The following is a 21,212-nucleotide window of genomic DNA, read 5'->3' as shown; positions in this document are numbered from 1 at the left end:
CGTCACCCTCATGAAAATGAGGACCTTCTACAACGCGTAGAAAACCAAACGTGGTGAGCACGTTAAGTAAATTGAGTTTACGATGCGCTAGCGGAGATTTCCTTTTTCAAGGAAATGACGAAGGTTTTTGATATCACTACATTTCAACAAACAACGCCTGATGGTCTCATCAGGCGTTTTCTTTTATTAAAACTTACAGAGCTAACTCACCTACTTTCCGTAGAAGTTACGGTACATCATGTAAGTGTGGGCTGCTGACCAACTGAAGTTGCTGGCACCTTGAACCGCACCTGTTTCTGGGTTGTAGTTTTCACGAATTGCGCCGTCGCTTCCAAAGCCTTCACCGTTTTGGAACAGGTCTTCAGCGATACGTACCGCATCATTATGGCGTCCATACTTCTCAAGAGCTTGAAGGCCGAAATAGAATTGATCCAACCATACTCGCCCACGCCAATAGATATCAGCTCCGTAAGCTGGGTTATCACGACTTGCCGTCCCTAATGACACCCCTTCACCTTGATATTCTGTAGAACTATCAAACTTACTCGCATCAAGCATGACGTCCATGACCTTGTCCGCGTTCGCTTGAGTCGCCGCACCGTTAAACAATGGCGACCAACCGTCTGGAGCCTGACCGCGCTCAGTTAGTACGACACCCGCACAGTAAACATTTTTACCTTGATAAGGCGTATCCACTCGCTTCAAATCAGCCCCAGGTACTGGATTTCCTGAGGAATCTAAGAAACTCTTACCATCTTTATCAACAAGTCGAATGTCGTAGTAGAACGAGGTAGCAGAATCAAACATACAAGTGTTGATGTAGTCTTTAATAAACTCTGCATGCTCCACAAACTCTTGTCCACGGCCTTTCCCTTCAACGCCGTCAGAAACTAAGCCAGCCATTTCAGATAAATACTTATTGTCACTGTACATGTAAGACGCTTGGTCTACCGACTCTTGCAACATAGAGAAGCCAACTAGATTGGTGTTGCTATCGTGGTTCTCACCAAAACGTACCTGCCAGTCTTTACGTGCATCACGCAATTTCGCCATGTTTTCATCAGAAACGTCACTGTAGGCCCAGTTTTCTGACGAACCAGTAATCGTGTTGTCGAAGTTATAATGCTGCTGAGCATAACGACCTAACTGATCGTATTCCGTTGCTGCAGATACTGTTGTGATCCAGTCACGAGAGTTGGTTTTCGCTAAATCATAGATAAAGCCAAAACGAGCGGCATCATCCATACCGGATTCCCATGACGTCGCTGTTTGTGAACCATTTTTGTAACCAGTGATAGCCAGCTCTTCGTAGTTATCCAGAACCAAGTTATACGAGTCCACACCGATGACTTGATACTCCTTCGATGTGCCGTTGCTATCAATCTCTTTCACGTTCTCAGCACCTACCAGAGCTTTTAGATCATCACCTAGCTCTGTCCACACTTCAATGTACATATGTCCATCATCGGTGTTGTGCGAAGGATCAACAGCCGCACCATACTCAGGAACTCCGTTCGAGTTGTGGTCACGGTTTGATAACCACCAATCATGATACGCCACCAACTTTGGATACATTTCATCAATCCACGATTGAGCATCATTAGCACGGTCAAATTCGTTGATAAGAGAGTGGTAGATTTCCATTACAGCCCAAGCCGCTAGCGAAGGCTTAGTATTACGCTCATTCCAGTTCATTGACGCATCGTTTTGTGCCGCAGAAGGAATGTCGTATTTGTCGTCGTAGTAACCAGAGTCAATTCGATCTTGTGGTAGCGAGTAGTTTACAACATCCAACAGATAGCCCGCGTCTTGCGGTCTGATTGGGTCATCATCTTTCACTTGGAACTGGAACACAGTACGAATGTTCTCCATTGCCACATCTGGATTAAAGTGAGCCATCGCATACGCGTGTTTCCATGTATCCCAAGGCCAAGTGTTGTTACCAGAGAACCAGATAGCCGTTACCGATGGCGTAACGGTCCCGTGCTGAACAATACCCGCCGGTGAGCGCCAGTTCCCATTGAGTGTCATCATGGCTTTCACTGCAACATTACTTTCTGCTTTAGTTGCTGAGTCGTTGGCCAAACCATGTTTTAAATATTCATTCCAGCGAGCCTTCGCTGTGCTCATTGCTGTTGCACCTTGCTGCAACAACGTGCTCACCGCACTCGCTTCGCTAATAGCTTCTGTCGGGTTGTGTACATAAGAGTACGCATTATAGAAAGTAGTATTGCCATTCGCGTTAATAGTAACCGAACCTTCAGAACGATAGTTATAGTCGGTCACTGCAGTAGTTGCATTACCGATAGAGCGAGTCACAAAAAACTTAGCTCCCTCTTCACTCTTTAAGCCCGACCAAGACGCTGCTTTTTTAAACGTCAGCTCAACACCACCGTTTTCGCCAGTAAGCGCGTTATAAACCGTATTAGCGGCGACATCATCCCCTACCGTACTAAAGTCTCTTAGGAAACCACCCGTCCAAACAAGTTTAAGATTACGCACTTGATCTGACTTGTTGCTGATTTTGGTTTCAATAATAGATGAACGATTAGTACCAAAACGTGTCGTCATTTCTATCTTAAATTCATTATTTTCGATAACTTGATGTAACGCGTCTGGTGTAGAAAAAGCCTTAACCTCCGCAGATAGTAAATTTATTTCTTGATTGTTATCTGCGTCAATTAGAGTAAGTTTGTCAAAGTTTTCATTAGCTATATAACTAGAGTACTCCTGGTCAACAATCATAATACCACCAGCAGAACCTATCGCAGAATCATCGCTTGGTAATAAATGCCCATGCCACGCACCTAAGTCTGTAAATGCGTTATAACTTAAGTTACTTTGCGCATCACGGTCTTTCATTCGATCCGGATTACCTACTCTATCTAATACGTTAACAAAATTGCATACGTCTGTTGAAGGTAGTGTTTCTGTCGAATCTGAACTCGAACTGTTGCAACCAGAGAGGGAGATAACCGAACCTACAAGAATAGCCAAGATAGTCTTTTTCATCTTTCAATCCATTTATTGTGATATTTATCACTATTATTAATTGAGATTTGCAGAATAAATCTCTACGCAGGGGATGTGGGATGAATAGTACGCACTAGCGTTATTCACTCAATAAATGTCGAAGGAAAATTTGTGGTTATGGGGAAAGATTACTTTCGTTGCACTACATTACTTGACAATTTAAATAGTATTATTCGCCAAATGAATATCAAACAAACCAATATTTATATAAATACCGAAATAATGTTAAGCTATTTACGAACAATATGATAATTTATATTTTCAGGCCAACAAATATACTAAACAAGCGCCATTCACTAATAATAGAATGGTAAATGACACTCGTTAAATTTGGAATAAATATCATATTCCTTTTCACAACTTCGATAGAAACTTTTAATCTATTACGCTTGTTTTTACCAAGTTCTGTCGAGATCATCTGAATACAAAGAGATTGCTCGTTTATATTCCTTTATGGCTTCGCTATTGGTTGTCGATAACAAGAGATTCAATAGCAACTGAACAGCCTCTTTGTGCCGTCCTAAGTTGTACAAGCACATTGCATAAAATGGCTGGACTTCTTCTGCTTTTGGGTATTCAGACATAGTTTGTTCAAAGTAATGCAACGCCTCAACATATTCCCCTAAGCTTCTGTAGGTGCAAGCTAAGCCAAACAGTGTGTCAAAACGCTCTTGATCCGCTAACTTGCCAAGTAATGCCGATTTATAGTGTGGAATCGCGGATTTTTCTTTGCCTTCATTGTCGTATGACCATGCAATCTGTAAATGCGCAGATGCAGCGTACAGTGGGTCAACAAGTAATGTTTCGAGGAGTTTACGAGAGTCTTGATGCTTTCCGGCTTTGCGAAGCGCTATGGCTTCTGAAATGACGGTGTTCATGGGGGAATAACGAGTCCTTATCTTTTATGTACTTCAGCCTTACCGCATCGGTCGCATTGATACAGTTGTTCATCATCAGGATAGTCGACTATTTCGATTTCGCGACTCGAAAACAGACTGATAAGTAACCCAAACAACGTGTTAGGTGTCGAATCATTGGCAGCTATTCGCTGAAGTTTTAATTCTGAGTTGGGGCTATAGATCAACAAATGTGGCGTTAGTTGATTACAATGGCGGCAGAGAAATGGGTGCGTCTGATAGTCGCTATAGAGCTCCATGACCTAACCTTCCTTGAGATCTCATTAGAACATTTCAATTTAACGTAATGTAGATAAGATAAATTAACATATCTTAATCTGAGTGATCGTAAGGAACTGTCACGGTAGACAAGGAATAGCGCAGAACTTGATGTGGAGTGGAAAATGGAATATCAACACATAAAGACATCGGGCGATACCTCTATGTGTTGAACAAGCAACCGTGGTTAACGAATTAAACGTAGTACGCTTCCACAGTGCCTTTTAATTTGATTAGTATAGGTTGACCGCGACGATCCAGTGCCTTTGGTGAAGGGATTTTTACCCAACCTTCGCTGATGCAGTATTCTTCAACATCAGTACGCTCTTTACCATTTAGGCGAATACCAATCTGGTGCTCAAAACACTCAGCTACGTGGTGTGGGCTGCGTGGGTTACCTGATAGGTGATCGGGTAAAGCTGGCTTTGCGTTGTTGTCGCTCATGATTATGACCTAGTGTATTTAAGAAGTGGCTTATTGTAGTCAATACCGTACCAGCGCTCAAGAAAAGTCATGGCATACCGAATCTCGACTGCTCTAATAATGCGCAAACCAGCAACACCAATCTATGGCTCTTCGAACTATACAACTTAATGGAAGGAAAAGCGTCCCCACCCTGGTGCGCAACCAAGCACATATTTTTACATTTCAATTACAACATCGATCTACATCACAGAGATTCTGCTACAAAAAAGGATAAACTTGGGGTCCCCCGAAGCTACACACAAAATAATGAACCATGGATACTACTAAAACTCTTATTTACGATACTTTAATTCGTCTTGCTGATCATGCCCCGGAACAACATGCACAAATCCGTCAAGATTTGTATGAGCAACTAGAACTGCCCTTTAGCAAGCAGGTTGCTCTCTATACCAACGTACTTGCTCCAGCCAGCCTAGGACGACTTGACGACAAAGAACGTCTCGACAATGCCGTTAATCTTGCCGATTCAATCTTAAACTCATAAAAAATAAGCGTTGATTCTCAAAATGTTAGAATCAACGCTCTGTTTGTAGTCATACTCCATCACCCACTTTTTATTGTTCACAGCTTCAACACTCTTGGAAATTTAACGCTGGCCATCTCATGGTAAATATCATCTAAATAGGTGACTAAATCCTCTTCCTTTAAGTCAGAAGGTATCACGACATCATAGATCTTTGCCCTAATACCCACTTGTGATTCTCGATACAAAACCCAAGTATCGTGCTCTCGTGTCACTGACATGATTTGACCAAACACATTAAACTTTAATCGCGTCATCGAATCACCCTGTTATTCCCCGGTTAACCTACACGTGGCCAAAACACTGCCTTGTAACCAAACCCCACTTGTGGTCTTGATACTTATCTTCCACATAGTTTTGTGAGGTGTACTCACCAACGACATCACGCCAGAAACTCACTGCGTGATCAGCTCCGGCGACTTGTTTGATTTCCCACGTACCTTGGAGTTGCATAAATAATTGAGTAATAAACTGCTTACCGACTTTATTCTTACGAAAACAAGGAAGTACATAGAAATCACAGATTTCATAACATTTTGGTGTTTTTTCTTCAATCGCAGCTAATGCCGCGAGTATTCCATCCAAATAAAGTAAATAGCCTGATACCTTGCCCTCGATTTTTGGATAAATTTCGAACAGTCCACTAGCATCTGGTTTGTCATCAATGATTCTTGAAAATTCGGCCGCATAACCCTGATATAAATTTGCGTATATCTGCATATTTGAGCTATCAACTTTTACAATCTTCATAGCGTGCTCTCAACAATAGCCAATCACATTTTGATCGCCTTTATGGCTTAAGCTCGATATCCAAACCTCGCTAAGTAGTGCCAGATTTTCTTAATATCTTGCTCGTCAAAGTGCTGCTCCGTTACCGCCAAACCAAGTAACTTTGCATCGATCATTCCATCTCGCGCTAGTTCTCTCGCTAATTCGATAAACTGCACACCTCGATAATCGGGGTATTGATTCATTGTTTCAATAGACAGTTGATAGCCGTTATGCCACTGGATGGGAATACCCAATTCAAGCGCATATTGTTCAATCATAGTGGCTTGGAAAACAGGATCTAAGACTAAGCACTCAACGTCATCTTTTAACGATACTGTCCCGTGAATGTGTGCTTCAATGTAGTCATCAAGTAAGTCTGCAGAAGAAGACGTTGCTATATTGATCAAGTTATTAAGTGTTTCTGAAACAGCAAAATCTTCTGGTTCAAAAAAACTATCTGGGTAACAATACGTCGCTCGTTCGAGCACATGCGGTTTTAACTCAAAAAACGCCGACCCAAACCTAGGTGATGCTCCGTTCGCATAGTTTCGGAAGTTAACCGCGCCGTACTTCGGCCTCAAATTCATAGGTGCACGGTCATAAGCACCATCAAATACCCGTTGTTCCCATAACCAACGGTCGCCACCTTCAAAAGCCGTCAAGCCACCGTTACTCGTATTGGTTTCAAACTGGGATTTCAGCTCACCATCTTTGGCGATGGCGAGCAAAAGAGGCAGCCCTTCAGGCGTGTATCTATCAGGATGAAAGTTGATCGTAATGCGGCTAGTATTCGCGGATGGCTTACCCTTCGATTTAGCTCGTATATTATCCAGTGCTGTACTTATGATGTCTTTATCCATGAACTTCCATCCGCTCATGCAACTCCAACGTTTCCAACTCATGTTTGAGATTGGCGAGAGTATGTTGACTATACACCTTGATGCCTTCCCTAATTAACATGGCGGTAGTCACTCCTTGCCCGGGAATTTTTACGCCTGTGAATGTGCCATCATAAATCTGTACGCTGCCACATGACGGACTACCCTCTGCTAGTATGGCGTAACGAATACCCTGTTCACGACACTTCTTAAGTGCAAGCTCTGCACCGTGCAAAAATTCAGCGGTCACCTCATGACCGTCATCCCCAACAACAGAAGCTTTGCGATCAATAACATCGGCACCTTGTCCTAAAACAATTTCTGCTGGCGGTCTCGGCGTAGGAAGACCTGCCGAGACTTCGGGACACATAACTATTAATTCGACATTCAGCTTGAGCCAAACTAAATCTTGCTCAGAAATAGATAACCCACTCGCATTGTAGCGAACCTTGTTCCCTAGCAAGCATGAACTAATTAGGACTTTTTCCAACGTTTTCTCCTTGATGGGTTGTAAAGCAAGGTGATAATCAATTGAATGACGTGTACTAAGCATAATCGATAATTGGAGTTAGATATTCAATCAGTAAATCAAGATCTTGTCGAACTTCTAACAATTGTGTATTTAAGGGTTTCAAGCTCTGTATGCGATAAAGAAAAGACGCTTTGAAAAGAGAATAATCTAAACGCAAAAACGGAAGCCACTCGGCTTCCGTTATATTGAGAAATAATCACACTTAGACGATTAATGTGAACATCAAGTAGGCGTTCAAAGCAAGCACTAAACTTACAATCACCATACCCGCATAAGAAACCCATTTGTTATTTCTGAACTCTCCCATTAAACGTTTACTGTTGGTAAAAATAAGCAGTGGGATAATGGCGAGCGCGATCCCAAAACTCAAAACAACTTGGCTCATCACTAGGATATCAGTAGTGTTCATCCCCATGCCTATGACGACAAACGATGGCGCCATAGTAATAAAGCGACGTAACCACATCGGAATAGAAAAGCGAACAAACCCTTTCATCACGACTTGACCCGCCATAGTACCAACGACAGTAGAAGATAAACCCGAAGCAATTAGTGACACACCAAATAAAACCGACGCTGCTTTACCGACTAATGGTGTTAGTGTCATATAAGCCGTTTCAATTTCAGCAACGTGTTGGTTGCCAGAGTAATGAAAGACCGCTGCTGCCATCGCCACAATGGCGATATTGACGAATCCTGCAATAACCATCGCGATCAACACATCAAATCGAGTACTGCGAAGGCGAGTCTCAGTACTTTCCCCATAGCTGTTCTTAAACAAAGCAGAATGAAGGTAGATAACATGAGGCATCACCGTCGCCCCCAGAATCCCCGCGGCAAGGTAGATTTGACGAGAATCAGTAAAGCTAGGTGTAAGCAAGCCTGTCATCATCTCACCACCTGCTGGGTGAGCGAAGAAGAGTTCGGCAATATAAATAACCGCAACAAGCATGAGTAAAGACCCTATCACTACTTCTAAAGGCTTTTGTCCTTTTTGATGCAGCATTAGAATCATAACTGTCACAACGGCGGTTATCAGAGCCCCTTCCATTAAGCTTATGCCAAATACTAATTGGAAACCGACTGCGGCGCCGATAAACTCGGCTAGATCAGTGGCAATGGCAATGATCTCTGCTTGAATCCAGTAAAATCCAACCGCCCATTTATTCGGTAGGTGATCACGTAAATGTTCGGCTAAGTTTTTCCCTGTAACAATACCCAGTTTGGCAGACAAATACTGAATCAACATCGCCATTAAGTTCGCCCAAAGCACTACCCAAAGTAGTTGGTAACCAAATGAAGATCCTGATTCAATATTTGTCGCGAAGTTACCTGGGTCGATGTAGCCAATGGCTGCAATAAACGCCGGCCCTAACATCAGTAACTTACGTTTTATTTTGGCAAATGATGATGCTTTTTGTGCCGCATTAGCATCTGCGTATATGGATGCGCCATTCATAAGTATCATTCCTCTTTCGTCTATAGAGAAATGATACTCGCACGCAAATGATAATCAATCGCATCTTTGTGCATAAAAATGATAACTAAGTTTTCACCACTTAATTACCAATAATTAATACATATTACCTATCAAAAATCAGATGCAACTTTAACCATCACGATCAGTAAACGATGCTTGCAGCTATATCTCCCCAATCGAATCGTCCGTATTCTTTAAACCCAAGTTTTTGATAGAATTGTTGGGCTACCTTATTCTCATCACAGTAGCCTATGTGTATCGCTTTAGGTTTAAGCTCTTCAATTTCTTTGATAAGTGCCTCCATCATCAAACGGCCATACCCCTTTCCTTGATACGACTTATCCGTCATCACACGAAAAATATAGTACTCACCAAGTTTGTCACTCGTTGCCCATGGCGCATTTTTCCATTCGCTATACATGACAAATCCTATGACTTCACCATCAACCATAGCAACTCTCGGTTGATAATCCGGATTCACCGCAGCTTGAGCCATTGAGACAACATTTTCTGAGACGAAATCGCGTTGTGCTTCATCCAATTGCAACGCCAATACCGCATTTAAATTGTTATTCGTTACTTTTTCTAATTGCATGCTTTGATCGTTCCTATTACAGATATTTTGCTATTAACACGGCATTCCTCGTGAACCACGTTAAGCCTTTCTTTGAAGTAGATTAACCACTCATAATGTCGCGAAGCTTGTGAGCCAGAAAACATGAATTGATAATCACTTCCTCCGTGCAAACACACTTCACTAATCAGCATTATTGAAGTTCGAATCCAAAGAAAACACCAACTCAATCTCTCGCCCTTCCACTAAGGTGCCAGTCTCGACAAAACCACAGCTTAGGTAAAAGTGCCTAGGCCCTTTTTCATCACGAACGACACTCGTAAACAAATCTATTGTTCCAAACTCTTGTCTCAACTCCTGATAAAGCAAAGTGATAGCTTGTCTACCGAAGCCTTGCTTTTGATAGTTTTTATCTACCATAAATCGCCACAGTGAAAGTCTATTGGATTGTGAGTCGACGTTAACCAGAATAAAGCCAATGGGTTGTTCTTTGACATAGATAGCTCTATACCACGGAGACGCCATAAAATTTGCTTCCGCTAGAGAGATAGCATTGCTATCAATATGTGAAGTTTGATGAGGGGCGACTTCAAGCTGACAGATTGCGTAGAAGTTGTCACCCGTGATGGTTCTTAACGCTATGTTCATGTTTCAGCTTCTAAAAAGGGACTCGGATGGAATGAAAATATCATGGTAAGTAGAGCTTAAACATAGTTAATTTCAACATTTAGATTTTTAATACCTAGAAAACAAAAAAGGTTCAAAACCCACGTTCCGAACCCTTATTGATATATCAAGCTCTCCAAATCAAAGCTCAATTCATGGCTATATGATTGTACCTAAGCCCTGCTTCTTGAAGAATTTTCTCTAGTGCCTCCTGAATCATCAGATCAGGATCTTTTCTAGCTAATGACGTACGGTAAGATTCACCCGTAATCAATAGTTGCCTACTTGCTGCTTTTCTAAAATCAATCTTTATTTTTATCATGTAGTTTGTAATGTCCCACTGCCAGTTATCAACATATGTAATTACAATGTCCGCATCATCAGGGATGTTATCGCTATTAAGTGGTGTAGCAGGATAACCCAACAAAGTTAACTTATCGGCAATTACATAATTCAAGTGTCTTTTGTCTGGCGAGAAATGCTGGACATATACATTCCCCAACTCACTTAATGACTGTCCCGGAGCAACCGTGGCTTCCAGCCTAGTCGCACATCCCGTTAATAACGCAAAGACACCTAATGACAGCAGTAATTTTATTATTTTCACATTCATTCTCATATTGTTATGTTTTTGGGAAACAAATACTAAACCAAGCACTTATGAAACTGAATGACCTTGAGCAATTTTTTCAAAATAACCTTATGATTTTATGACGATTCTATCTTTTCAAGACCAGCAACTCCCCCTTCCCAACAGGAACCAACGACGTAGTTAAGTTACTTTGACTCTCTACCCAAGCGACAAACCCTTCTAGCTCTGAAGCATGAGATATGGCATTGTCACACACAAGCAATCCACCTGGTTTTAGGCGTGAGAACAGAGGCTCAGCAATGGACAAATAATCGCTTCTGTCTGCATCGAGAAAAATGAAATCGACCTGTTCCGGTGTCTGCTTTAGAACCTCACAAACATCGCCTGACCATTGGGTAATATTCTGCAAAACTTGAGCTTGTTCGAAGTTGTCACGGGCCTCTTCTATCTTGAGAGGGTTGACTTCAATGGTGTGCACCATTCCGGTGTTCGGGATTGATGCGGCTAACCAAATCGTTGAGTATCCATTTGAGGTGCCAATTTCTAAGATACGCTGAGCATTCGTGGCTTTAACCAGCACTGAGAGAAACTCACCGGTATCTTTTGTAATGTTGAGGTACTTTTTCGCTCGCTCTGACTGCAGACGATCGTTGTCATTGCCTAATCGCTCCAATCGTTCTAAAACCTGTTGCGTCTTAGTATTCATATTTCAGCTTCCTTGTAATGTGGCGCTAATTAAACAAGACCAGCTCAGATCTGAACTCCAGATCTGAGCAAAAACGATTATCCGTTAATCTCGTATGCCTTCGGGTTACTACCATACTGATTGGACTCTGGTTTGCTGTCCAACACCAAGAAGTACAGTAGTATTAAAAAACCGATTATTGGAATGATATACAGCAACATCCACCAGCCAGAGCGACCGGTATCGTGTAAACGACGTGCGGTGACAGCTAAGCTCGGTAACAAAATCAACAGCGTGAACACCCCACTCAAAATCCCGACTTCTTCCGCAGGGTTGTACCAGCCAAGTGCATTATCTATCACTGACAAAATGATCGTTAATATCAAACTGTATAAAAAGAAATACCAATACTCTTTCCGCCTGGCGCGACCTTTAAAATCAACAGGCCGTTTTAATACGCTTAGAAACCAATTCATAGACCACTTACCTTTTGTTTGTTATCTCATTAAAGAACAGATTTTACTTAAGCTGCTTTTCTATCTGCCCAATCTCACTTATCAGATCCACACCAATCACTTTCTTGGTCTCGATCTTACTCAGTTCGATAGTTTCAACAGCAGCTACAGATTTCAGCTGCGCCAAAATTTCACCACTGGGCGATATCACTTGGCTATTACCACAATATTCGCCAACGATACTCTGGGTTTTATCTATGCCGACTCGATTACAAGTCGCTACATAACAGTGGTTTTCAATCGCTTTGGTGCGAGAGAGAAGTAGGCTCTGTTCGCCACCAAAGTTTGCTGGATGCAACAAAACATCGACATTGGATATTGCGTATTCGCGAGTAATTTCCGGAAACCACAAGTCAAAACAAATCGCGACTCCGAAAACATAACCTTGGTATTCAAACGTCAGCAATGAATCACCACGAGAGAAGTACTGTTTGTCGATATTGGTTTGGCTGATTTTTCTATAGCGGTGCTGTAGACCAGCGCTATCTATAACTGCAACGCTATTGCAGAAACGCCCTTCATGATGCTCTGCAATACCAGCAACGATGACTGATTGATAAGTCGCAGCCAGTTGCTGTAACGTTTCAATGGTGGGACTGTGTTGATACTCCTCACACAACTCATGGATATCCTGAGGCGAGTCAAAAATATAGCCAGTAGAAAACAATTCAGGCAACAAGATGACATCTCCAACCTCTTGAGTTTCTGAGAGAAGTTGAGTGACTTGAAGTAGATTCTGATGTTTGTCTTTATAGACCACATCGGTTTGAACAATAGAGATCTTCATCACTGAATAGCCTTGTCCTTGTTAAACTTGATCTAACATACGATAGCTATTCAATGAATTGTATAGTGGTTTTGTCGGGTATTGTCAGAACTCGATCGGACGACACCAATCCTTAACTAATTTCGGTCACAATTTCAGTCTTTACAGAATTGGCGATAAAGCAGTTTTCATGCGACAAATGGTGCATTTTTTCAAGCTGTTCTCGGGTAGGTACACGCTCTCCAGAGAACACTACATCCGGGCGCAAAATGACTTTGGTGACTGCCATTCTTCCCGCTTCATTCTCTGCAAGTATTCCAACAGCTTTATCGATGTAGCTGTCGATAACATATTTTCGTTTTGCAGCAATCGATAAGAAAACCAGCATATGGCAGCTTGATAAAGCAGCAATATAGGCTTCCTCTGGATCAATGTTTTCTTCTATAGAGAGAGGCAATGGCACCACATGAGGTGAAGGTGATGCAGGGACCGTCAAACCGCCATCAAATTCCCATACATGACCACGGCTATAGTTATTATCACTAAATACTTCGTCCTGTTTTCGCTTCCAACTTATCTGTGTGTAATGCTCTGACATTTCATCCTCCTGATAGCAATGGCGATAATTAAACTAACCTTGAATGCATTCAACCCAATATCTCGCAATTGGGTTAGGAAACACCTCTCCCATGACGATATTTTCTAACTCACCGCCATTGGATTCAATAACGCGTCTTGAAGCGACGTTATCTTCATCTGCGGTCACCAAGGCTCGTTCTATGCCTAAGGCATTCGCTTTAGGTAAAACAAGTTTGAGCATATGCTTTCCATAGCCTACCCCTCGATATGAAGGGGCAATGTCGTAACCAATATGACCACCTTCTGATGACAGAAATTCATTATTAATATGATGACGGACACGAATCGCACCTAGAATTCTCTGTTCAGAATCTAGCAACCAAAAATGACTGCAAGGCACATAGCCTTGGCGTAAATTGACGCCCTTTTCTTCATCGATTAAACGCTGAACATATTTCGGAAAATCACTGACGCCTTCGCGGTAATACTCCGCATTGTCCACATCGTGGATCTCAAAATCTTGATAGAAAACCGCAAAGGCTTGCATCCGTTCTAACGAAGGAGTAACCAGTTCCATGTTATTGATTCCTTTATGTTTGCAAGGTGCTAGTTCTTTATGCCAACAACCATAGCAGACATAATACCTTCGCTTCTAGACAGCTGAGTCGATTACTTCAAAAACTCCGTGACTTTTTGAAGATTGAATCTCAGTAACCGCTTATCAAAATCGCTGGCACTTTCGCTATCCACCACACCATTTTTGAATTCATAGCGAGAGCCAACTTTTTCGATGTGTTTATTAAAGTCGACCGTTTGCTCGTACTCCGTGAATATCTGTTGCAGTTTCGCATCGTTTATCACTACGTCGTTGATTGTCCATTTCCAATGATCACGCCCCATCACAAACAAGCCATCGATGTAGTGTTCTTCTGGCTGTTCGACAAATGGCAACCAATCAAAAGAGAACCCGTTATTCTCATCTTCTTTTTGCAGCCGAATGCTCACGCCAACTTCATCCGAAAACAGAAACGGTATCCAAAAACTATTGCGCTTAATCTTGAGCGTATACGCACTGCCATCCATTAAATCGAAACGCTTCAACAAACTAATGTAGAGTAAAAAGTTTTGGTTGTTACAAGTCTTAGACTCGTCGATATTCACCAAATGCGAATCAACGGCAATAGGAAAGCAAGGCGCAGAAAAATCTTCGGTTTTGAACCTCTTAAAGCGCTCGTTGAGCACTTCATTGATTCTATGATTCTCTCCCATCAAACTCGCTCCCGCGAATATAGTAAGAAACACAACAATCAATGAGAATGTCAGAAATAAAGGAATGGTTCGTTTAGATTTGCCCATCAAACACTGCCTACATTTTGCTGCATGATCTGTCACTTTCAACCTAAGCTGAGTGTTGGTGCCATTGACGCTTTCGAATTGCTCAACAAAAACAAATCCAGAGCCAATCTACCGACAGACTTACGTAATTTTGTTCGCTGAGAATATCATTGTGAGAGCTCTCAATATGTATGAAAGGGTATTCGTGTGTATGTTAGAGGACGGAGAGAAATAAGCCCTTATTTTCACAAATAAGGGCTTATTGTCTTTTTGTCGATATTAAGTGCTATTGGTATACCTCACCTTGGTGCTTTAACCAACCATGCTCATGCCTATTTCTAGGGTCGTGATGAGTCCAATGAATAACACCGCCTTTGTTATTCCATTCATATTCACCGTAAAACTGCACTCTATCGCCCACTTTCAGATCTGGGATGCGTGGTGCCAAATCAATATTATGAGCAACCAGCAACGTTTGTCTGCTGTCCAAGCGTAATATAAACCTTTGATGTCTCGAGCCTTTGTTATCATCAGAAAGTACTCTAGACACTGTGCCCTCGCCTTTTACCTGAAGATCACTCTGTTGATTTTCATAAGCACGTCTAAGCTGAACATCGTTCGCATGTATAATGGGAGAAATTAAACTAAGTGCTAACGCGAATAGGGCTAGATAACGTTTCAATGTTTCATTCCTTTGATTACGCCGTAAAAATAAACGGCTGTATCCTAAATAAATCGCAAATCAATATGATACTAGTTGAATTTACAATCTCAACAAAGAACTAGGGTTTTGCGACATAATCAGTCAGTCATAGCGCCGTAGAACTATTAACAGAACAGCAATCTCATTCGCTTTTTATAAGTACGCCTCTATTACCGACATACAGTGTCTAATCGACTCTTCTTTCTCTCCAACCGGAGCTACGTAATGAATCGCGGACTCCGCTTGTTCTCTATCGGCTAACTTAGCGATCACCCAAGCCGCTAAGTACTGCGAAGACATACAACCACCGGATGTAGCCACATTACCGTGTGCATGTAGAGGTTGTTCCAGCACCTCGATGCCTAGATCTTGGACCCAAGGTTTCGTGGTGAGGTCAGTACAAGCGGATACTCCATTCAGTAAATCCAACGCAGCCAGAAGCAACGTACCGGAACACTGTGCGCCAATGATTTGCCTGTTAGGATCAAGAGAAAGCCGTGACAGAATGGTTTGGTCCGTTGCAATTTGTCGCGTCAACATACCGCTGCCAAACAACACGGCATCGGCTTGATTTGCAAACTCTAACGGCTGCTGCGCTACCACCTCTACGCCATTCATTGATGTCACCACATCCGTCGGACACGTTATCTGAACATTCCACCCATGCGGTTTCATTCGATTCAAAATTGCCGAGGCAATAAAAGAGTCCAGTTCGTTAAATCCATCAAACGTTAGTATTGCTATATCCATATAACCCAGCTCCTAAACAACCATCGCTTTCTATAAACTGATTTTTGAGTAAATCACGGTGTTACATAGCTCACCGTTTGGCAATCGACGTTCATTGAGCGCAATGCCCTCTAAGTGATAGCCGCAACGCTCAGCAACTGAACGACTTTTTGCGTTCGTTTCAGCAGCTCTGATAATCACCCGGTTCGCCTTTAATGATTCAAAGGCATACTGCTCCACAAGCTTTACCGCCTCAGTTACATAACCGGAGCCTACGCTTGATGTATTCAGCCAATAACCAATTTCGAAAAATGGCACCGCCTTATCACGAATGATCAATCCTACAGCGCCTACCAACGTATCGGTCTCTTTATCAATGATTGAAAAGCGCAGTTCATTTTCGAAGTTTTCAAAATCTGCCATCGCTTGTTTGGTGGTCTCCACCGATTCTTCTTGGGTCAAAGCATATGGTACCCAAGGAAGATATTCTCCAAGCTCCGCTTTACTCGCTTGGATTGCCGCCAACATTTTAGGCTGGTACTCCAATGAAGGAGGAACGAGTTTTATTCTGTCTGATTCCACGGGCAATACTCCTTAATAAACACCAATTTGGCCTAATCATTTTTCAGTAACATCTAATACCATTGGGATATCAACCATACCTTTCTCACGTCTTACTCCGTCTATACGTTTAAAGCCAAATTTCAGATAAACGTTCTCTGCACTAAGCGCAGAATTAACGGTAAACCGGCCTTTCATTCCGTTTTGTAATGCAACCCCTTTCACCTTCTCCCAAAGTTGACGCGACAAACCTTTCCCTTGATATTCATCATGAACAAACAAGTGGTACAAGTGCGTATTATCACGAACGCCACCAACGCCGATAACCTCGTTACTTTCCGATACAGCGACAACGTAGGAATAATTGCTTGCCATATACCCTTCAATGCGTTCTGGAGACATAGAGCCTAGCAACACATTGTGCACAGATTCATCGCAGTCAGGGCAGACGTATTTCTTGGTTAGAGGGATAATTAACTGACTGATTGCTAGTGCATCACTTGCTCGTGCTTTTCTGATTGTGAAGTGCATAAGGGCTCCAATTTGGGGGTGAATATTCGTTATAGACTCTATTAACGCCGAAGCGTTATATAAGAAAATCAATCTAAATAGTCAGGGGTATGCAGGTAGGTTCCACAGTTCTGGCATTTATAATCACCTGTCGCCTCTCCATCCATCAAAGACATTAATATCGCTGAGAATAACCCAGAGAAAAAGCCCGTAGCTTCACTCTTATGTTGTTTACTCTCTGTACCAAACAAGGTGTATTTATGCTGTGTTAACGCCTTGCAATTACAACAGAACGCCTTCATCTTCTCCGTACTGTACTGGCTCATTAGTTGTTCTAGCCCTCCAAGGCATTACGCCAATATTGGATCGTTTTATCCGACACAGTGCCGTCTTCATTAGCTGCAGTAAAGAGAAACTCAGATAGGTTTATTGCAACCTGTTCATTGCCCAGTAAATACAGACTGCGAATCGCTCGTGTTAGTCTCAATTGATTATGATCGTGGCTTTTTAACCAAACGTGATTCTTCCCACTCAGCGGCAAGACAGAGGTGATTTCAAATCCATTTCTCTGCATTCCCCAAAAATCCAACATGACATCAAGTATCTTCAAATGAGCAACTCGAAGTGCTTCTGAATTGGCAAACAAGTCTCTATCTTTCTGTGTTACTAAAGGAGCATGCTGATTAAACTTGGTGCCCTCGTCGATTGGGAAGAACACCTGAATATACTTATGATCATGCTCCAACCAAAAATGGTTATAAGCCAATAGCTCATCAATATAGCGACCAAATTTATCTGGACTTTCTCCAGATATAAAACGAGCAATCTCACTCATTTATTCACCCTGACAATAGTTATTGTTGTATTTTTAGCTATAAACCTAATAGCTTATTTGAGTATGTGACACAGCCTTTGGCACCAAAGCCATGTTCCGTCTTTTCATAGTCGAAATAGGTGATAGATTTCTTGTTTCGCTCTGCTTCAACAACAAGATTACCCTGTTTATCGATAACTGCCGTCGGAGCGGTTTGCTCAAAGGTTGTCGAGTTAACCGATATCACTGTAAACACATTTTCAATCGCCCGAGTCACAAGATGCGATTTAATAATTGAATAACGATTGGCATCAAACTCTTGTTGGACATCACATAAGCTCACGATAGCGACATCGACCTGTTCTCTATAGAGTTCTCTAAAGTACTCAGGGAATCGAATTTCGTAACAGATTCGAACACCAACCTTAATACCCTGAATATCGACAACACCATTGAAGTCATTCCCTACGTCAAAATTCTCCGCGTCCCAACCCCACAGGGCTCTTTTGTCGTAGTAAAACACCTCACCTGAGGGTTGGATGATCGCAACAGAATTTGCTGCTTTATCTCCAAACTTGCAAATAAGCCCAAAGAAAACAGTGATTTGCGTGTGTTTAACCAAATCTACAATCTGATTAAACGCAGCGTCTTGAAGTTCAAAATCAATATCGGCAACAGCACCAATTTCAATTGGTGGATAACCAGACAAGGCGCATTCTTGAGTAACTAATACATCTGCACCATCGCACTTAGCTTCGAAGATAGCACGCTTGATTTGTTCATGGTTTTCGGTTGATTGAGCACTAATTGGGAACTGTAATAATGCAAACTTCACAGTGTCTACTCCTTGAAATCGTCTTCGGTGCTTAACAAAGAGGCCGCGAACTCGCGCATAAGACGCGCATTGTTAGCACTATTTTCATTACCACATGCTTTGCCGTAGTACTTAATATCTGGTGATGAGTAAACTGGCAATTGATTCTCAGCATAAGTCATAACGGTACCAGCATCACCGCACAACGCCCCTCTGGCATATGACCTAATATGTTTATGAAACTCAGGCAGTAGTCCCCCTTTCAACCAGTAATCTGGCGTATCGTTATGCCATGCCCAAGCCAAATGCCCAAGTTCATGCTCTAAAACATGCACGTCACTATCTGAACTTAAGATCAAGAATCGACGACTAAAGTTCACATGGGCGATCCCTAACGTCCCATCTTCTGTGAGCTCGTGGCTGCTCGGGAGCACCAACACATAGTAACTATCGGTTTGTTTGAGCTTTTCATGGTCATTTGGTGTCATTTGCTTTAACAGCTGTTGATGCAATTTCCCAACCTCATTCCCTTTAAATTTGCCGGTATCGATGTTGGAGACGCCCGCCAAGGTACGCTTAATGGGAACACATGAGTTGCTTAATACTAAGTTTGAATAGTCGATATATTCCTGTAACCGATGTTCATCAATAGAGTCATCGGTAAAGAAAAACACTGGCGTTTCAGCAACCTTAGTTAGCTCACATTCCGGCAAAGACAATTCTTCTCCACTTCGCTTACCAAAGTAAAATAGCGATACGACGACAACAATCGAACCCACTACCAACACACTTTTATTCATCTTTTTATCCAAGCTGTACTGCACGACCCACGTAATTAAACGGTAGGTTCCATTTGGTACTTCATTTCAATAAGCTGATGCTCACCAACAATCTCAACTTCTCTGATATATTCAAATCCAAAGTTCTCGTAGTACTTTCTTAAATAAGCGTGGGCGTGGATATCGATACATCTCACTCCGATATTGCTGGCATGTTTTATTAGGGCCCGGACTATTTTTGATGCAACGCCATCACCACGATATTCCTCAGAAACCGCCACTCGCGCCATGGTCGACGAACCGTCTTGATTCACCGTTAAACGAGCGGTCGCGACAGGCTTACCGCCATCCCAGACTAGAGCGTGAAATGAGTCATTATCCAACCCATCCAAGTCCAACTCTGTTGGGATATTTTGTTCAAGCGTAAATACTTGATAGCGTATAGCTTGACCCATTGAAATCTGTTCAAGACTCTTGCCAATAGTAACGTCCATGGTCATTCCTTTGTTTTACTGTATGGTTGGTGTGGCGTTTTCAATACCACTTGCCACTCTATGCTATGTCGTTCACCAACTTACTCAGTCAAACAAAATACTATGAAAAATGGCACTAACACCTTGTTTATAATTACTTTTCTAACTTAAGGCAAGCTTCGTAGTTTTTTAGCCGGATTCCCTGCGTAAATACCTTTCTCGGTAATGTCCTTTGTCACGACACTTCCGGCACCGATAACAACCCCTTCACAGATATTGACCGACAGAACGGTAGCGTTTGACCCTATCGTCACGTTGTCGGCAATAACAGTACGTCCCCAACTCTCTGGGTTTGGATCGGGTTGACCGCTCTTAAAAAGGTCATTGGCAAACATAACCCCGTGACCTACAAAGCAATCCTCACCGATAGTCACATATTCACAAATAAAGCTGTGCGATTGGATTTTAGTTCGAGCACCGATAACTGAGTTCTTTTGTATCTCAACAAATGGGCCAACAAATACTTCATCTTTTAACTCACAGCCATAGACATTCGCAGGTTCGATAATCGTGACGTTTTCACCACAAACAATGTCGGTGATTTGAGACTTTAATAGTCTTGGGTTCGCCATTAGTACTCCAGAATATTTGGTTTTAAAAGATAGATAGGTGTTAAACGGATGGGTCGGATTTAGAAGGGTTAACGGCTTGGTCCACGCAAGCCAATCAAGTTACCAAACGGATTTTATACCTTCACTATGTTCAAACCTTCATCGTCCGTCGGTTCTTCAAAGTACTGCGTCACATGATGAAACACATCCTCTGTGTCAAAATGTGCCCTTTCTGGCTGCTCAACCCGACGCTTGCCGATTTGAACCAAACAAACCTCATCCGACACATCGAGATAGCAAAGCTCATGAGCACATTGCACTTCAGAACATAGAGATGAAAACCACGAACGCTGTCTAACTGTATTGGCAGGAAAGTCCATTACCACATCAACGCCCACCGTTAATAAGCTCTGAACATGTGACTTAATAAAAGGTTTAATAAGAGTAGAGAACTTGATGTAGTCCTCAAACGAGTGGATTTGACTGGGATAGTGTGCGGCTAACCACTCATCCTCAGAAATAAGTACCGCCCTTTGCTTGGCCGCAATCAGCTTGGATTGTGTTGTCTTGCCAGCACCCATTTTTCCACAAAAGAAAATCAGTTTGCCTAAACTTTCCATGTCGTCCC

Annotated in this window: 29 protein-coding genes; 1 reads left to right on the top strand and 28 read right to left on the bottom strand. The window is 42.3% G+C overall.

Annotated elements, in window-relative coordinates; translation table 11 throughout:
• Positions 1–210: 210 nt before the first annotated feature.
• From ygjK to MMA19_RS01225, 3 genes are all read right to left on the bottom strand, one after another.
• A complete protein-coding gene (ygjK, locus tag MMA19_RS01235; protein WP_240205296.1) occupies positions 211–3,012 on the bottom strand; it encodes an alpha-glucosidase in 2,802 nt (933 codons plus the stop codon).
• A 416-nt stretch (positions 3,013–3,428) separates the two neighbouring features.
• Positions 3,429–3,911, bottom strand: a complete 483-nt coding sequence (locus MMA19_RS01230) for a tetratricopeptide repeat protein (RefSeq protein WP_240205295.1) — start codon at positions 3,909–3,911, stop codon at positions 3,429–3,431.
• A 492-nt stretch (positions 3,912–4,403) separates the two neighbouring features.
• A complete protein-coding gene (locus MMA19_RS01225) occupies positions 4,404–4,652 on the bottom strand; it encodes a DUF3297 family protein (protein ID WP_006074773.1) in 249 nt (82 codons plus the stop codon).
• 295 nt (positions 4,653–4,947) lie between these two features.
• Here MMA19_RS01225 and MMA19_RS01220 point away from each other — a divergent pair, with 295 nt between their 5' ends.
• A complete protein-coding gene (locus MMA19_RS01220; protein WP_063603473.1) occupies positions 4,948–5,178 on the top strand; it encodes a PAS factor family protein in 231 nt (76 codons plus the stop codon).
• 77 nt (positions 5,179–5,255) lie between these two features.
• On the opposite strand, the gene MMA19_RS01215 is transcribed toward MMA19_RS01220, so the two are convergent.
• The 25 genes from MMA19_RS01215 to MMA19_RS01095 form a co-directional block, all read right to left on the bottom strand.
• Complete coding sequence (locus tag MMA19_RS01215; protein ID WP_062458998.1) at positions 5,256–5,474, bottom strand: hypothetical protein; 219 nt, start codon at positions 5,472–5,474, stop codon at positions 5,256–5,258.
• A gap of 28 nt (positions 5,475–5,502) precedes the next feature.
• On the bottom strand, positions 5,503–5,967 hold the full coding sequence (locus tag MMA19_RS01210; protein WP_240205294.1) for a GNAT family N-acetyltransferase: 465 nt from the start codon (positions 5,965–5,967) through the stop codon (positions 5,503–5,505).
• Between the two features lie 47 nt (positions 5,968–6,014).
• Positions 6,015–6,848, bottom strand: a complete 834-nt coding sequence (locus MMA19_RS01205; protein ID WP_240205293.1) for a DUF3626 domain-containing protein — start codon at positions 6,846–6,848, stop codon at positions 6,015–6,017.
• Positions 6,841–7,356, bottom strand: coding sequence for a DUF523 domain-containing protein (locus MMA19_RS01200; RefSeq protein ID WP_240205292.1), 516 nt, complete (start codon positions 7,354–7,356; stop codon positions 6,841–6,843). The genes MMA19_RS01205 and MMA19_RS01200 overlap by 8 nt, the downstream gene beginning before the upstream one ends.
• 244 nt (positions 7,357–7,600) lie before the next feature.
• A complete protein-coding gene (locus MMA19_RS01195; RefSeq protein ID WP_261359877.1) occupies positions 7,601–8,857 on the bottom strand; it encodes an Nramp family divalent metal transporter in 1,257 nt (418 codons plus the stop codon).
• 163 nt (positions 8,858–9,020) lie between these two features.
• Positions 9,021–9,473, bottom strand: coding sequence for a GNAT family N-acetyltransferase (locus MMA19_RS01190; RefSeq protein WP_006073459.1), 453 nt, complete (start codon positions 9,471–9,473; stop codon positions 9,021–9,023).
• Positions 9,474–9,635: 162 nt separating this feature from the next.
• The gene (locus MMA19_RS01185) at positions 9,636–10,100 is read right to left on the bottom strand and encodes a GNAT family N-acetyltransferase (RefSeq protein ID WP_240205291.1); all 465 of its coding nucleotides are present in this window, start codon (positions 10,098–10,100) and stop codon (positions 9,636–9,638) included.
• 166 nt (positions 10,101–10,266) lie between these two features.
• Complete coding sequence (locus MMA19_RS01180) at positions 10,267–10,776, bottom strand: hypothetical protein (RefSeq protein ID WP_198558851.1); 510 nt, start codon at positions 10,774–10,776, stop codon at positions 10,267–10,269.
• Between the two features lie 61 nt (positions 10,777–10,837).
• Positions 10,838–11,416 (bottom strand): O-methyltransferase, encoded by a 579-nt coding sequence (locus tag MMA19_RS01175; protein WP_124942012.1) that lies wholly within the window; start codon positions 11,414–11,416, stop codon positions 10,838–10,840.
• 77 nt (positions 11,417–11,493) lie between these two features.
• Positions 11,494–11,871, bottom strand: coding sequence for a DUF805 domain-containing protein (locus MMA19_RS01170; protein WP_240205290.1), 378 nt, complete (start codon positions 11,869–11,871; stop codon positions 11,494–11,496).
• Positions 11,872–11,914: 43 nt separating this feature from the next.
• Positions 11,915–12,697: a carbon-nitrogen hydrolase family protein gene (locus MMA19_RS01165; protein ID WP_240205289.1), complete on the bottom strand. Its 783-nt coding sequence runs from the start codon at positions 12,695–12,697 to the stop codon at positions 11,915–11,917.
• Positions 12,698–12,809: 112 nt separating this feature from the next.
• Positions 12,810–13,274 carry an OsmC family protein gene (locus MMA19_RS01160; RefSeq protein WP_240205288.1) on the bottom strand — a complete coding sequence of 155 codons (465 nt, stop codon included), beginning with the start codon at positions 13,272–13,274 and terminating at the stop codon, positions 12,810–12,812.
• Between the two features lie 33 nt (positions 13,275–13,307).
• Complete coding sequence (locus MMA19_RS01155) at positions 13,308–13,832, bottom strand: GNAT family N-acetyltransferase (RefSeq protein WP_240205287.1); 525 nt, start codon at positions 13,830–13,832, stop codon at positions 13,308–13,310.
• A gap of 92 nt (positions 13,833–13,924) precedes the next feature.
• Complete coding sequence (locus MMA19_RS01150; protein WP_240205286.1) at positions 13,925–14,611, bottom strand: hypothetical protein; 687 nt, start codon at positions 14,609–14,611, stop codon at positions 13,925–13,927.
• A gap of 265 nt (positions 14,612–14,876) precedes the next feature.
• Entirely contained in the window at positions 14,877–15,272 is a 396-nt protein-coding gene (locus MMA19_RS01145; protein WP_006073476.1) for a DUF3465 domain-containing protein, read from the bottom strand.
• Between the two features lie 174 nt (positions 15,273–15,446).
• Positions 15,447–16,043 (bottom strand): DJ-1/PfpI family protein, encoded by a 597-nt coding sequence (locus MMA19_RS01140; protein WP_240205285.1) that lies wholly within the window; start codon positions 16,041–16,043, stop codon positions 15,447–15,449.
• A 30-nt stretch (positions 16,044–16,073) separates the two neighbouring features.
• On the bottom strand, positions 16,074–16,604 hold the full coding sequence (locus tag MMA19_RS01135) for a GNAT family N-acetyltransferase (protein ID WP_006073480.1): 531 nt from the start codon (positions 16,602–16,604) through the stop codon (positions 16,074–16,076).
• 36 nt (positions 16,605–16,640) lie between these two features.
• On the bottom strand, positions 16,641–17,114 hold the full coding sequence (locus MMA19_RS01130; RefSeq protein WP_240205284.1) for a GNAT family N-acetyltransferase: 474 nt from the start codon (positions 17,112–17,114) through the stop codon (positions 16,641–16,643).
• 68 nt (positions 17,115–17,182) lie between these two features.
• Positions 17,183–17,419, bottom strand: a complete 237-nt coding sequence (locus tag MMA19_RS01125) for a hypothetical protein (protein WP_240205283.1) — start codon at positions 17,417–17,419, stop codon at positions 17,183–17,185.
• Positions 17,420–17,427: 8 nt separating this feature from the next.
• A complete protein-coding gene (locus MMA19_RS01120) occupies positions 17,428–17,928 on the bottom strand; it encodes an opioid growth factor receptor-related protein (RefSeq protein ID WP_240205282.1) in 501 nt (166 codons plus the stop codon).
• Between the two features lie 37 nt (positions 17,929–17,965).
• Positions 17,966–18,742: a carbon-nitrogen hydrolase family protein gene (locus MMA19_RS01115; RefSeq protein ID WP_240205281.1), complete on the bottom strand. Its 777-nt coding sequence runs from the start codon at positions 18,740–18,742 to the stop codon at positions 17,966–17,968.
• 5 nt (positions 18,743–18,747) lie between these two features.
• A complete protein-coding gene (locus MMA19_RS01110) occupies positions 18,748–19,521 on the bottom strand; it encodes a hypothetical protein (RefSeq protein ID WP_240205280.1) in 774 nt (257 codons plus the stop codon).
• A gap of 35 nt (positions 19,522–19,556) precedes the next feature.
• Entirely contained in the window at positions 19,557–19,994 is a 438-nt protein-coding gene (locus MMA19_RS01105) for a GNAT family N-acetyltransferase (RefSeq protein ID WP_240205279.1), read from the bottom strand.
• Positions 19,995–20,140: 146 nt separating this feature from the next.
• Positions 20,141–20,605 carry an acyltransferase gene (locus MMA19_RS01100; protein WP_062459048.1) on the bottom strand — a complete coding sequence of 155 codons (465 nt, stop codon included), beginning with the start codon at positions 20,603–20,605 and terminating at the stop codon, positions 20,141–20,143.
• Between the two features lie 113 nt (positions 20,606–20,718).
• Positions 20,719–21,204, bottom strand: a complete 486-nt coding sequence (locus tag MMA19_RS01095; protein ID WP_240205278.1) for an ATP-binding protein — start codon at positions 21,202–21,204, stop codon at positions 20,719–20,721.
• Between the last annotated feature and the right edge of the window lie 8 nt (positions 21,205–21,212).

Source organism: Vibrio sp. CyArs1 (genome assembly GCF_022432925.1).
Lineage (GTDB): Bacteria > Pseudomonadota > Gammaproteobacteria > Enterobacterales > Vibrionaceae > Vibrio > Vibrio mediterranei.
This window is presented reverse-complemented; position numbering and strand designations above follow the sequence as displayed.